The organism is Variovorax sp. CCNWLW186 (genome assembly GCF_037203865.1).
Lineage (GTDB): Bacteria > Pseudomonadota > Gammaproteobacteria > Burkholderiales > Burkholderiaceae_C > Variovorax.
In genome coordinates this window covers 69,401-83,318 of record NZ_JBBCBO010000015.1, presented here as the reverse complement: position 1 = coordinate 83,318, position 13,918 = coordinate 69,401, and the positions used below count along the sequence as shown (strand labels likewise).

Here is a 13,918-nt window from a genome sequence, read left to right as displayed (position 1 = left end):
TCAGTCTCCAGTCTGTGCGTTATCTGCGCCGCCGTTTTCGGCCACGCCGTTCCGCACTAAATCCATCACCAATTGGACCTCGGAAAGTGTTTGCCGATGCCCGGCCGTGTCCCGCAGCGATGCCTGAATGATGCCTCCTTGGTCGACGTCCCGAAGCGATGTCATGGGCTTGAGCATCGGGTCCGTCTGGCCTTTGAAGAATCCGTCCATGGTGCCGCTGCCCCAGACTGGGCTGCTCCAGGTATCAACAATCAGGTTGCGCGTGCGCTGGTCGATTTGACGTCGATAGTGCTCTTCCCCCTCTGGCGAGAAGCCATCGCGCAGCCCCACAGCCAGTTCGATGAACTTGTTGATTTCATCAAGGAACGCATCTCCTCGAGCTTTGAACTCGCTGCGGACATTGGGGATGAAGCTGAAGTCAGGTGTTTTGCCCTTCTCGTCTTCCCGCAAACGCAACAGCTCTCTACTCGGAACGACGCCCAGCAGGTATGCCTGGAAGAGGCTTGGGAACACCCGCTCGATAGCCTTCTCAGCCCACCGGTCAATAGCCGCGGGCTGCACCATGCGCTCAAGAAAGCGATGGAAGATGTCGTATATATGGACGATGTGGCGGTCGCGTCGACGTTGCGGCGTTGGCACAAGCACCACAAAGCCAATGTGAGTTCGCCCGACCCGCGAGGACGCTTGGATGTACTCGGCGATGTCCGAGGGCATGCCCGCGAAGAACATTGAGTTGAACTCATCAACGTCAACGCCATGAGAGATGGCAGACGTCGCGATGACCGACCGCATCTGCTCTCGGATGGGCGGCAGGGGCTCGCCCGGATTGACGCGCCTTTGCGCTGCGTCGACAACACCCTGAATCTCGCCCTGCTCGACAGAGCCGGTGATGAGACGCGTGTCGATGCCCTCCAAAAAAATGCCCTCGTTCAAGTGCCGCTTGCGGGTCTCCTCTGCCTCTGCGGCCATGATTTGGTCGCCACCCTTCTTGTTAGTCACGTAGGTCAGCGCGATGCGGTGCAGGTCAACCAGCGTTGCCAATTCCGAAGCGCTTGCGATTAAGAGAGCCTGCCGATGAAGGACTTGTAGCGGGCCTGGCGAGAGGTGGCCAATCAGCTGGTCCTTGGCTTCCTGCAGCCCTGGGTCTCCACCGGCGGCCAGGAGGTCAAACAGACGGGTGACTGTGAGGTGGAAACCGGACAAGACCGAGACGCTTGTCGACGTGTGCGGCTTACCGTTCGTCATAAATGCGGTGTAGACGCGCGCCTGACGGCTTGCAACCTCCACATCTAGGTTTGTGCGCCGCTCCGGCTCCTCTGGCGCAGCCTCTGAGGGCTTCGCGTAGAACGACTCGTAGAGGGACGGGCCCGGTTCAGGAAACTGGGTCGCGGGGATGGACCGCTGGTACAGGTGTTCAAGCTGACGTTCCGGGTCGGAGACCGTCGCTGAGGCCGCAATCACCTTCGCTCGTCGGCGTTTGCCTTGTGCGTCCACCGCCACAAGGCCCGTCAGCGGGCCGGCCAGGTGGGCGAATATCGCGTCCAATGTCGATTCGAACAGACCTGCAAACGTCCCTAGCGACTCATCAAGCAGGTGCGCCTCATCTTGGATGATGAGGCTGGGGAACGGGTCGTGAAAGAGCTTTTGCCCGCCCTGGTAGGCAGGAAAGACGCCGGCCATGCCCTTTCCGGTCGGGCCTGCTGCGAGTTCCTTGTTTTCTGGGATGTAGAGGCGACCCGTTACCGGGCTGTACCAAGGGGCGGCACCAAACATGCCGTAGATGCGGCGAATGGTCCGGCCCGAATGTCCGATGAGTGCGAGCTTGTCCACGGTCCCCAGAAGCACGGATGGGGCCAGATCGTAGATGTCCTCGTCAACGATGTAAAACGGGAGAGGCTTCCACGCGCCGTCATTTGAGTCGCACTTGATGTCTGTACAGACATGACCCAAGGTCTGGCCGCCGTGCTCCACGAAAAGCCGCAGCGCAATTTCGCTTCCGCAGAAGGGACACTTGGGCAACTTCCGCCATGCCCTCATCGCTGCAGAGTACTTGGAGTCGTTCGACCTAAGCGCCTCCTCATTGGCCAGCGTCGGCGGTACTGCACTTGCCAAAGGGATGCTTTTGACACCCTTCGTGCTATGCCGATTTGGCGAGCCCCCGCTTCCGACCCAGAATCCTATGGAGAGCGGCTCTCCGCCATAGCCCTGATTGCGCCGCACCCGTTCTCCGTGCGCCAAAACGCGGGCGCACCGCTGGGCCTGCTGGATCGTGAGCAGACGAAGTGGATATCGAATCAGCGACGTCACGCCCCTATGCTTGCCGCGTAGCCGGTCAAGCATGAGATTGAACAGGAGCAGGCCGAAGAAGGCCTCGGACTTGCCGCCACCGGTTGCGAAGTACAGCAGCGTGACAGCGTCATCGCGCTGCTCGTCGAAGATGTGAGCGAACTCTGGAATGCGCGAGGCCAATGCTGGGATGTTCGCAACGACAAACGCCAGTTGAAATAGACGCCACTCGTTGTCGTCACGCTTAAACCGCGCCTTCATGAAGTCGGCCATAGCCTCATTCATGGCCAGCCACGCCTCAAAGACAAAAGCCTTCTTGTCCGTTTGAGCTCCGCGGGTCCTCCATGCGGCTTTGGACTCTTTCAAGCACTCCAGACCGGCGGCGACCGAGTTCAACTCCGACCGCCACTTCAAAAGGTCGCCCTTGAAGGCTTCAGCCTCGCGGGCCACTCCGGCACTGTCGGATGGGTCCAAGCCTTCGGCTGTTTTGACTTGTGAAGGGAGGCCTTTCAGCCAGGCGTCCATTGCGGGAACCAACGGCGCCAAACCATCCAGCCCGCTCGGTGAAGCCAGCGCTCGGACCAAGCGTTGCACGCCGTTGGCGCTCGTGGGTACGATTCGAGGCTGGACGTATCTTGGCGTCCAGGTGGTTTGAAGGATCCGTACGTGCGGCGCGGATTGCACCCGCTCGACGCCACAGTTGTGCCCCATCGCAGGGTAGGCCAGATACTTGTTGTACCGATAGGAGGGCTCGATGCGTTCCAACTTCAAGGGCTGATGCAGACTCGATGGCAACTCAAGCCGCAGCGAGACTTGAAAGACGGATTCTTCGGTCTCGTCAGCGAACTGCCGAGGCGGCTGGCTGACGTTCTCCAGCGCAATGAACAGGTTGCGCTTCGAAGGATCTAACCAATCCGTGTGGAGTTCCAAGCCCCAGGAAAGTTGGATGTCCGGAATGGCGATGCGGAGGTCTGACTTGCGCACTCGGTCAAGGAACTCAGACCATCTGGTGTATTGGCTCGCTGGAATCTGCAGGTTGTGCCGGTAGCCCCACGCCTTGCCACCAACTTCAGGGTCGTTGCTCTTGACCCAAGCCTCCAGCCGCTTGAACACAGCCGCATTCATGTGTGCGGCATGGTCCGCAATGTCATGTACGAGCTGGTCGGCGGCCTTGGCCGTGTCCAGTTCGAGGTCGGGTAGCACCACCTCAAGCCGGAACCACTTGTGAGGCACGGTCAGTGGCTCGAAGTGTTCGTCCTTGATGGGCAATCCAGCCGCGGCCGAAACAGCCATGCCCTCCTTGGTGAGGTCGCCGGCTCTATCCTCGGAGGTGGCTGCTTCGACTGGGACCTCTTCTTCAGCGGTCTCCGGTGGTAGGTCCGACGTGAGAAGGCGATGTGGGATGCCCTTCTCGAGATAGATTGCTTCAACGACCCTTGCCCTGGTCTCGGCCCACTGCGGGTGCTTCCACCGAGAGGTGTACTCGCCCTTAACCTTTTCCCAAGCCTCGTTCAGCCGTTTGTCTCGCTCGGCCTTCAGCTCTGCGACAACAGCTTGGCGAAGCATAAAGACGGGCCGGCAGTTGGGCCGCGTGAGGTCCTCTTCGCGCGGGAGCGCGCGGACGTACATCGAGAGTCGCGGTGACACCTTGACTACGGAATGTGTCCCGGCGTTGAGTTGCATCTGAATCCCGTGCGACGAGATCCAGATGGGCGACGTCACCTCGTCATCGCCGGTCGGGTTCCTTTGCGGGAGGATGAAACCTGAGTTGAGCAGCGCTCGCGGTCGAGCACCAAACAAGTGTTGGCCACTTGGCCCGGTCCCGCTGAGCTTCGAGTAGGTGAGGTTCAGCAGGCCGTCAACGACCGCCTCCTTCAGAGTCGAAGAAACCGATGTTGGATCCGCGCGCAGGACGGGCTGGTTCATTTCTTCAACTCCTTCAGAGGGCTGGCGTTCTCAACTGTCACTACGTTTGAGCGCGCCTTGCCGAACAGCAGCGCAAGCGTTTGCCGCTTGATGTTCGAGTTGGCCATTGCGGACTCGGGCTGCAAAAGCATGTAGGCGTAGATATCGGAGACATGTCGCCCATCGAGGCGGCGGGAGTTGCGAACGGCCATGATGACCCGCTGCCACTGGTAGGCCGCTTCAAGCGATGAAAAGCCCAGAACGTGGGCGAACGCCTTGAAGGCCGATTCGCGCAAGGGTGCCTGAGGCCTGAGTTGGTCGAAAACTGTGTTGGTTGAGTCGCGGAGGTCAATCCAGTGACGCATGGCCTGTTCCTTTGCCAAGTCGGCTTCCAGGCGGCCATCAACAGCAAGGATGGCCTTCCGCATCGCACGGACCTTGTCTTGAACCGTGCCCGTTGGGAAGCGCTGAGCGAAGCGCTTCTGGACTTGCTCGTGGTAGCTTCGCAGCGCGGCCTCGAACGTCTTGTCCGTTTGAATCTGAACCCCGGCGTCACGAAGCACTTGCTCGACCATCTCTCGCAGCTCTGCGGACATCACGAACAGCTTGTCGCCCTGCTCCAAGGAACGGACCTGGCACGTGCGGAAACCCGCGTCGGACGCGTACTGGGAGACTGGGTCGTAGACGTAGACCTCGGCAGTGTCCCGTCGATACTGCGTGATGCCGTTTTCGAGTCGAATCGCCCACGAGTCTGGGTCCAGTTCACGTTCGCTTGTCGAGATGTCCGAGGACAGTTCAACGCGGAAGGTGGGTAGAACATAGTCACTCGTCGACAGGACCGAAGCGTCCTCGGGCAAGTCTTTGAGCTGACGAAGGATGGACTCGATGCGAGGTTTGTAGGAGCGAAACTCTGGGTAGCTATCGGCGATGGGTTTCAACGTTGCACGCAGAAACTGGCCAGCGCGCTGGGTCAACAGTACGACTGAATGTGTCGGAATACGGTCGTCCGTTAGGAGCAAACGCAGACAGTCTTCGTTCAGACCAGCGAAGATCAAGGTGGAGCGTTCAAGCCTAATCAGATGCTCTTCCAAGTGCGCTGCCGACATGAAGTGGATGTGCTGCTGGAACGAGCTGAACGCGACACCGCCCGGATACTGGTCGTAGTCTTGCAGGAATCGTTCGGCCAAGCGTCGATACAGCGCGTTGGTGAATACTACTGTCACGCTACGGCCCTTACTACCCGCCGCGGCGGCGACTAGTTCTGCGAGCTTGTGCGCAAACGGGGTAGCCCGGTTGTAATTGCCGAAGTAGTTCGAGGCTTTGGCTAGGCAGTCCAGCAGTGCGGCGCGGTGTTCGCCGACACCGACAGCCCGTTCGAAGTCGTTGGCTGCTCCGAGGTGCAGTGGCCAATCGAAAGCGGCGCGTGTCCGGTCAGAGATGTCTGGACCTCCCAGGTATTCGGCCATGTGCATCACGCCACATGGGAGCGCAGCAATGCGTGAGATGTAGCTCGCTGCATCCACTAGTGCTCGGGCATTCTCTTTGCCGCCAGGAACGTCTTGCGCGATTCGCACAAGTTTGTTCGCAACCTTGGCTACCGCAGAGTCCACGATGTGCACATCGAACTCCCGCGGCGAGGGGTGTAATGCCTCGACTGCACCAGGTGCGAGCAGGCCCTCCGCGTCAACGGTGCTCGGGACCCCGCAAATCTTGAACTCGTGCGGAGTCTTCCACCGCCGGGCTGGGTCCCGCTTGTTGTTTTGTTCCCAGAGCTCGTTCTTGAGCCTGTGTGCCGCATGAGGCTCGTCCGTGACGATGACCACACCCGGCGGGCGGTGCGGAAACGTCTCTTCCAGCATGAGGCAGAAGCGGACCAAGCGGCCCCGCCAGCCAGGGGCTTCCAATCGAACCGCCCTGGTTGCTAAAACCAAGACAACCTCTGGCGAGCCCACGCGCGCCATTTCGCAGCATGCGCGCCGCAGGTCGGCCTCGCTCATGCGACCGTCGAGCGCAAAAAGCGCGTCGGGGGCCGTTTTGGGCTGTCCAAAGGCCTCGGTATTTTGCTGCAATGCTCTGGCATTTGTCCGGCGGAGCACCTTGGCACGGATGAGCGCCAGCAACCTGTCGTGGCAAGAATGCCATCCCTTGAATTCGGCGGGGCCGAGGAAGTGAGGCAGCAACTCGCCGATGGTTGGGTTGAAGGCCTCGCCTCTAAGCTTAGGGAGGCTACGGTCCGTCAGCCAGAAGTGAAAGGCGTCTTTAGTAGGAAGCGACCGCGTGACTCTTGGGTTGGGGTTTACCTCTTCGAGGCTCCTTGCGATGCCCAGGACCGCCTTACGATCAAAGTGAATGTGATTCAGTGGGTAGAAGACGTTCGACTTAACGGGGAACAGAAGCCCTCGGACCCCCAGTTTGTCACCCATCTGCCACCGCGCGAGCGTGGCCAGAGCGTGAACAACCGTCAATGTCTTAAGCGTCACTGGCCAGATCATGGCGATATGCCGAGACCGATACTGTGCCGCATGCAAATAGAGGTCAGCCAGCGCAATCAACGCCGACGAGGGGGCGCTTGACTCAGCACTGTCATCTCGAAACAACGGGATGAGTGCTTGCTGCACACGCGCTGCCACACTCGGCGGCTCGCTCGCTGGTCGTGGCGCGTTCGGAACTGGCGACTTGCAAGGCGCCGAACTCGTGGCGGGCGTTGAAGCCGCTGCGCGTCGCATCGCAATTTGTTTGGTACGGTCAGCCTGACGCTGAAGCGATTTCGCTCGGTCCGCTTGACGATCAGCAAGTGACTTGAACGGCGGCATTTCGGGGGCTTTTAATTCTTGGCTTGTTTAGTCACGCTTGACGGTCCAAGTCCAAATAAGCGATTAACCGCTTCTTCCATGGTGCTCCCTTGACTGAGGCTCTGTTTGAGCTTAGCCGGGTCTGGCAGCGCAAGCTGGGTCAGCTCGAATACTGAGACGTTTGTCGCCCCAGAAATGCAGCGGTAGATTCGGTCGACCGCGTGCGTGCTAAGCAGCTCTGCGAGTTGAGTTGGCTGTAATTGCAGAATGTCTACGGCTGGTTCGAGAATGACAACGTGGTTCTCCCCAACGAAGCCGCCGTAGTCAATGAAGATGTTCATTGAAACGGGTGCCGCCACCAGGCGCCGTGGCTGGTCATTTGAAGTCACGCGCTGCATAACGACGCAAGGCTGACGCACGACCGCTGCGTGCAGCTTGTCGCCCAGGTCTACGAAGTGATGGCCATCAGCCTTCAGGTCAGGTTCAAAGTTGAGATACCTGTCAGGCGAGATGTTCCGTGACCAAAGAAGGGGAACCGCTGTGTCAGCTTTCGCCTTTCGCACGTCCCGCAAAGTGGCATATTTGGGGCGCTTGTCGCGGTTCCAGACATAAGCCCCGATCCGAATCTTGTAGCCGTAGTCCGCGAGTCGAAACTTGCTTACTGCGGCTAGCTTCAGGAGCGCAACGTCAGACACCGTGCGCGGAATTGGCCACACGCCCCCTCCGTTTGGAAGCACTGAGGTTCCGACTGGGGTGTACTTGCCCTCTACCGAGACCACTGAAACAGTGGCCTGAGCCTCGGTTCGGTTGTCTGGAACTCGGCGGCGCAGCACAGTGAGAGCGGTCTCCTGCTCAACGTCGATGAAGACGCCGAGCCGCTCACTGACCATGCCGATGTGCTCGATCTCAGTATTGCGGATGAGGAAACTGCGCAGGCGGCTGAAATATTGGCCAGACAGGAAGCTGGTCGGCGTGACGAGTGCGACCAACCCTCCTGGTCGGACCAGTCGGGCACACTGGAAGATGAAGACGCTGTAGAGATTCGGCTGAGCTTCGACGATGTGCTCGAAGGCGGGGGCAAGCATAGCTGCTTCGTCTGATGCAAGTTTGCGGTAGGGCGGATTGCAGACGACAACGTCGCGACGGCCGAGCTTGCCGCGTCGACTTTTCAGCGAATCGGCCGCCTCAATGGCGAAGGTAGGAATGTAGCCTGAGGTCTCGATGTCCTCATGCAAGGCCATGTAGAGAAACTGGCGGGACAGCTTGCACAAGGTGGCGTCCTTGTCGGTCCCGAACAGGTGCCGCTCGATGTGCTTAAGCCTTGCCCTGGGCGACAGGCCCTGAGCCTTGAGCGCTTCCCGCATCCGGAAAGCGATTGGCGCGAGGAATGCGGCGCCACCACACGCCGGATCCAAAAAGCTATGCTTACCGAAGTCGCCACCTTGGGCGGCTAGATCGTCGAGGAGCCCCCGCGTCAGCGATGCAGGCGTGAAGAACATCGCCAGCTTCTTACGGTAGGTCTCGTCCGTAAGCATCGCGTATGCCGAACTCAGCCAATACGAGGCTTCCAAGAAGTCCAACTGCCGAAGCAACCCCACGAAGCTCTTCATCTGAACTGTGACTTGGAGCTGGTTGGAGTACGAGAGCTTCGCTTTCGGAGCAGCTGGAAAATCCAACTGGCACCACAGCCTTAGAGCAGTGCCCGCGACGGTCGCCGCGTCGCAGTTGAACTCGAGCGCGGCTTCACCCAGAAGTCGAATTCGACGTAGTAAGGTAAGACGAGACGGCTGGCTCACGCCCAGATGCTCCATGGACGATCTGAGCAGCAATGTCTGTAATCTAAAGTGCGATATAGGCGACGCAAGCGTTGAATCCTCCCGTCTTCCCGGTGCTTCGGTGCCGGCGTGAAGCCAGCCCCGAATTGCCGTCGAACAGCCTTGTTTTCGCGCAGCATAACAGCGGCCCTATTCGAAGCGCGATTTGGCATTCGGCGGCGAGTGAGAGGCGCGGGCAGCAATCTTCGAATCGGCGCCACGTCGCTCACGCATAACGTACCAACGCCAAATTCGATATGGAGAGATCATTCCAGATAGCCCTACGGCATGTCTAAACCGGGAATCGGTTCTGAAATGCCCGCCTTGCCCCACTAGCCCTTAGTCAAAGAGCGAAATGCGTTCCTCTCGAACAGCGAAAGCTCCCGGATGTAGCGGTGCACGGTGCTTTCAGAGCGATGCCCCGTCTGCCGTTGGATGGCCCAGGTCGGCACCCCGGCCCTTGCTGCCGAAGTGACCAAGCCTGATCGCAAGCTGTGCGCCGAAAATCCACTCGGATCGAGTCCGCAATCGCGCATGCGCCGCCGCATCACCCCGCCGACCGCTGCCCCGCTCAACCCGCTACCAGGCTTGCCATACCGATCCACCCTGCGAAACAATGGCTTTGTGTCGAGTTCTTCCGGGGCCATCTCATGCACCAGCTGAATCCAGCTTTTCAGCAACTTGGCTGGGCACATCCGCCCCGGCCCATGTGGCAGCGCCACCACCCTGCCCTTGCCCTGCTGGTCTGTCTTCGAACGCACCAGCGTCACCGTCACGCCTTGAGCGTCGAAGGCCAGGTTCTCGAGCTTGAGCCTCGCCAGCTCCGATCTGCGAAACCCTCCCGCGAAGCCCACCACCAGCAAGGCCCGGTCTCGCAGGTCTCTCACCGGATCCAAGTGCCTCTGCGGCTTGGCGAGCAGGCGCAGCATTTCGATGCTGATGGGCTTGGCCTGCCTCTGTGCCGATCCGTGGATTCGTCGAATTCCCCGCATTGTGGTCTGCACCAGTTCTGACCGTGTGGGCGACGGCTTGCCCAGCACCGTGTGCGCGCTGGCAATCGCAGCCAGACGCCGGTTCAAGGTGCTCGCCTTGACCTTGCCGGCAAAGGCCGCCAAGTACCGGGCCACCATCGCCGGTGTGGCCGGCACCCTTCCGCCCCAATCTCGGAAATGTCTCAGGTCGCCGGCATAGGCGCGCCTTGTGCTGTCGGCAACGGCGCTGGCGACATAGTGATCGAACTGGGCATGGGCCTTCCGAGCCTTGACCGCCCTGGTGGGCCTGTGCGCGACGGAGGCGCCGGTCGATGAATCGATGCGAACCTTCTTCATGATGTTTGCTCGCTGTTGAAGCGGATGGGGTTTGTTCTTGGAAATGAGCAACGCCCGCGTGGGCGGGCGTCGGTTGGCGTTGAGCGCCATGGCAAATGCCCATGGCCGTTTGGAGGGGGTCTACTGGAGATGGGTGCGCAATCGCGGCGTGCTTACCACCAGCGTCAGATACGCGGTCTGGTCTTCACCGGTAGGCCGGCTGCGCAACCGGATGGTCAGGTGCAAGGCCCCCGCTCCCAATGCCTCGCTCAAGCTGCGCCCCAGACCGCGCACCATGCGCACCGTGAGCTGGTACTCGGACGGCGCCCACAGCACGAGGACAGCACCCAGCGCGTCTTCCAGCCACACGCCCCGATGATGGAGCTCTTCCAGGATTTCCACCATGGCGGCATCCAGCTGCGCCGGCTTGTCCAGCGGTTGCGTAAAAAGCTCCAGCCGCACCTGGCCGAAGTCCAGGGTTTCGACCACATCGCTGTGGTCCCAGGCCGCTTCCATGATCGACAGGCCCGCCAGCACCGAGCGCTGCAGCCCTACATAGAACCACTGCAGCGGTGCCAATTCGACCGGATCGTCTGGATCCGAGATGTCGACGCGTGCGTCAATCGAATCACAAAGGATGCCGAGGAGCGAGTCGCGGTCCGGCGGCGGAGGCTGGTGCGCCCCGAGAACCACGCCGATGACGTGCGCCTCCTGTGCCCAGAGGCGCCAGACCAGCAGCATCGCCGCTTCGATCTCTACCGGGGTGAGATCGAGTCCAAAGGCCAGGCACAGGATCCGCGTGTCCGCCAGCTCCACTTGGTTGACGGCCGCTTCGGCCGCCTGGCCGGCGACCACCTCGAGGACGCAAGGTGGCTGGACCAGCAAATCGGCCAGTGGCGTGTGCGGCGGCCCGTCGATGTCGGCGTGAAAGCGTTGGACAAAGTGCCGGCCCAGGGAGCCGATGCCGATCAAGCGGACAGCGGCGTTCGCCCCGCTGTCGGCGGGCGTGTGTAGAACATTCATGGGAGTTACCTGTGATGCCGCGCGCACGTGGGCGGCGGCGATGGAATGAAGACGGAAAAAGCAAAAAGCGCCGCACCAGCCTCTCGGCCAGCACGGCGCCTTCGCAAAAGGCGGTATCAGTAGCGTGTTGCCGCTACTGCATGGACCTCAGCACGCGCTGTCCAGGCCATCGGCCGCGAAGTTCTTGGCATCGGTGCGCGTCAAGTCGCGCAGGCACACCGGCGTCTTGCTGCTGATCGCCTTGTCGAGCAGTGCGTAGTCCATGCGCCGCATCATGCTGGCCTGCATCCAGACGACGTTGCCCTTGCCGGTGTGCAGGCACACGGCCTCCTCGCCGCATGGCTCGTACTTGGTGATGAGCGACATGAGACTCTCGGGCCCAGTGCTAGGGAGAGCATTCGAAGGTGGCGGAGCAGTGGCTGCGGCCGTCGTCGCGGGTGCGGCGCCCGAGCCTACAGCCGCGGCCGCCTCCTCCTTCTTCGTCTGCGATACCAATGCGGCCCAGTTCTCCTTCTCCGCACCTGGCAGGCAATCGACAGCCTCGCCCTTCTGGTTACGGAACGTCGAGTAGCCCTTGACGCTAAAGATCAGCGGGTTCTGTGTCTTCTGCACACCCACCAGGCACACTGCCTGGCCGCTGCGCTGAGAAGCCAGCAGGGACTCAGCACCGCGCTCGTCCACCTTCTGCGCATCGAGCTCATAGCGAACAATGGTTTTGCCATCCTCTACGTCGCGCGCCTGCATGCAATAGAGCTTGTTCTTGCTGCAGTGATAAGGGTCGTTGTGGCCTGTCGAGAAGTCCAGAATCACCACCGCCTTGCGCCAGTTGCCGCTGGCCGAGAGTCGATCGATTTCGGCCTGCTTGGCCAATTGCACCTTGTCTTGCTCGGCTTGGCGCTTGAGCTGAACGTCGGTCAGCGCAGCAATACGAAGGTATTGGAGGGAGCCGGTCACATCGACGTTGGTGCGAACGACAAAATCCCGACCGCCCTCCTCCTTTTGGATGCGGTACGCCACGGACTTGCGTATCGGGTCGCTCGTCAGTGGCCCCTGGTTCCACTGTTGAAACACGGCGGCATCCGTTTGCTGCTGGGCCAACTCCTTGCGAGGATCCGGCCCACCGAACGCGGCAGAGAGCGCGCCCAAGTTGCCCATCAAGTTGATCATCGGACTTTGGATCGCGTTCATGTACTTGAACATGCTTGGAACTCGATCCTGTGGCGCCTGCACCCGGTAGGTGACCTTACAGCTGCGGGTCTTGAGCTTGTCGTCGTAGGCGGTGACTTCGGGCGCATCGAGGCTGATGGTTGCGAGGTCCTTGCTCTTGACCTGAAGGTCTTTGAGTCGGTCATCGTGTGCTTGGTGAAGCATCTCGAGCAGGGAGCTCGTGACCTCGGCGTCATTGCAGGGCGGGGCCTCGGGGGCGCAGCCCGCAAGCACCGAAACGAACAGTGCGCCAGTGCAGGACCAGCGGCAGAAACGCATGCGTATCGCTTTGAACATATCTCTTCTCCTTACTTTCCAAATTCCGATGCACGCGACGTGTCCAGTCGCGCAATTAATGATGTGTTTAAGTATCTTTTTTGGACAGACCAGTTTGCGTGCTGCGCCGGCTCAGAGGCCCCCAAGGACATCCTAATGATATTCAAACACCGTGGTTTCAAACACGTCTTTTTTCAACCATCGGTTGGATGCCACCGTCGCCTTCGAAAAAGTCCCCGCACCCCACCCTTCGCTCGATGTTTGCCAAGAACGTGCGCATGGCGCGCATCGCCGCCGAGTTGTCTCAGGAAAGGCTGGCATTCGAGTGCGGCCTCGACCGGACTTTCATTGGGAGCCTTGAACAGGGGATCAGGAATATCTCCATCGACAACATCGCATTGATCGCGGAGGCGCTGAAGATCCCGGCTCACGAATTGCTTGACCCAAAGCTGGCGGAACAGCGAGGGTTTGACACGACGCTCGTGAGGGCACCGAGATCCCCGGTCCGCCCCTCCCCCACTTCGCGTCGACGGAAAGCAAAGTGATCCCTTGCGCTGCTTGGTTTGGCTAGCCATCGTCAGTACTCCTCGGGCAGCAGCAGTGTCGTGGCGCTTCGATCCGCTTCGGTGATCAACCAGATGCGGTTGTCGTGGTCATCAGCTTCCTGTGATGGCTGTGCTGGTGCTGCACCCTTTTCGACCACCGCTTGCAGCGGCAATCGGTAGACCGAGAGCACACGCAAGCCGTGCTCAAGCGCGTCTTCATTGGTGACTACGTCTTCGGGATCGATCTCGCCCCAGTCACCGGTGACATGCTTGGCCAGCAGCACGAACGGGTTACTGTTGGTGGCATGCATGAGCGCCAGGGCGCCCGGTGTTGCGACAACGCGGCCCAGCGCAAAGCGTGGTGTGCTGCCGGGCTGGAGGAAGGTGCTCAGAAGGTCTTTCACTTGAAATCTCCGTACAAAAGAAGCGCCCATGCGGCGGCCGCACCGGGCCCCGGGGGCGAGGTGCAGCAGTCGAAAAAAAGCGCAGGGAGGAAACAAAAACGGCCGCCAAGGCCAGCGGCAAATGCGCTGGCTTGGCGGCCATCAGGGGCCACAGGCGGCGTGCGCCTACAGACGGGCAGGGTCTAGCCTAGCTTGCGCCGGCAGGCCTGGCCCGTGGGTAAATTATGGCATAAATGCGACAAAATGTAACATTTTTTGGACAAAAGCTAGCTCAACCGGGTCCAATTGGCCTGTCGGATTGGGCTCAAAAACGGCATTTGCCAGGCGGCGGCAAGCGCCGGCCTGCCCGGCCGGGGGTAG

The 13,918-nt window shown here is 60.5% G+C and carries 8 protein-coding genes; 1 reads left to right on the top strand and 7 read right to left on the bottom strand.

The genetic code is table 11. The annotated features are described in order from the left end of the window. The 6 genes from V9K97_RS18350 to V9K97_RS18325 form a co-directional block, all read right to left on the bottom strand. A complete protein-coding gene (locus V9K97_RS18350) occupies positions 1–4,212 on the bottom strand; it encodes a DEAD/DEAH box helicase family protein (protein ID WP_337319805.1) in 4,212 nt (1,403 codons plus the stop codon). Beyond that, complete coding sequence (locus V9K97_RS18345; RefSeq protein WP_337319803.1) at positions 4,209–6,809, bottom strand: hypothetical protein; 2,601 nt, start codon at positions 6,807–6,809, stop codon at positions 4,209–4,211. Before V9K97_RS18345 ends, V9K97_RS18350 begins: the two co-directional genes overlap by 4 nt. 206 nt (positions 6,810–7,015) lie before the next feature. Beyond that, complete coding sequence (locus V9K97_RS18340; RefSeq protein ID WP_337319801.1) at positions 7,016–8,779, bottom strand: HsdM family class I SAM-dependent methyltransferase; 1,764 nt, start codon at positions 8,777–8,779, stop codon at positions 7,016–7,018. Positions 8,780–9,129: 350 nt separating this feature from the next. Next, positions 9,130–10,125, bottom strand: coding sequence for a tyrosine-type recombinase/integrase (locus V9K97_RS18335; protein ID WP_337319799.1), 996 nt, complete (start codon positions 10,123–10,125; stop codon positions 9,130–9,132). A 120-nt stretch (positions 10,126–10,245) separates the two neighbouring features. Beyond that, positions 10,246–11,127 carry a hypothetical protein gene (locus tag V9K97_RS18330; RefSeq protein ID WP_337319797.1) on the bottom strand — a complete coding sequence of 294 codons (882 nt, stop codon included), beginning with the start codon at positions 11,125–11,127 and terminating at the stop codon, positions 10,246–10,248. Positions 11,128–11,274: 147 nt separating this feature from the next. Next, positions 11,275–12,630, bottom strand: coding sequence for a hypothetical protein (locus V9K97_RS18325; RefSeq protein WP_337319795.1), 1,356 nt, complete (start codon positions 12,628–12,630; stop codon positions 11,275–11,277). Positions 12,631–12,866: 236 nt separating this feature from the next. Here V9K97_RS18325 and V9K97_RS18320 point away from each other — a divergent pair, with 236 nt between their 5' ends. Continuing rightward, positions 12,867–13,154, top strand: a complete 288-nt coding sequence (locus tag V9K97_RS18320; RefSeq protein WP_337319792.1) for a helix-turn-helix domain-containing protein — start codon at positions 12,867–12,869, stop codon at positions 13,152–13,154. 32 nt (positions 13,155–13,186) lie between these two features. Here V9K97_RS18320 and V9K97_RS18315 read toward each other — a convergent pair whose 3' ends face one another. Next, entirely contained in the window at positions 13,187–13,558 is a 372-nt protein-coding gene (locus tag V9K97_RS18315) for a type I restriction endonuclease subunit M (protein WP_337319790.1), read from the bottom strand. Between the last annotated feature and the right edge of the window lie 360 nt (positions 13,559–13,918).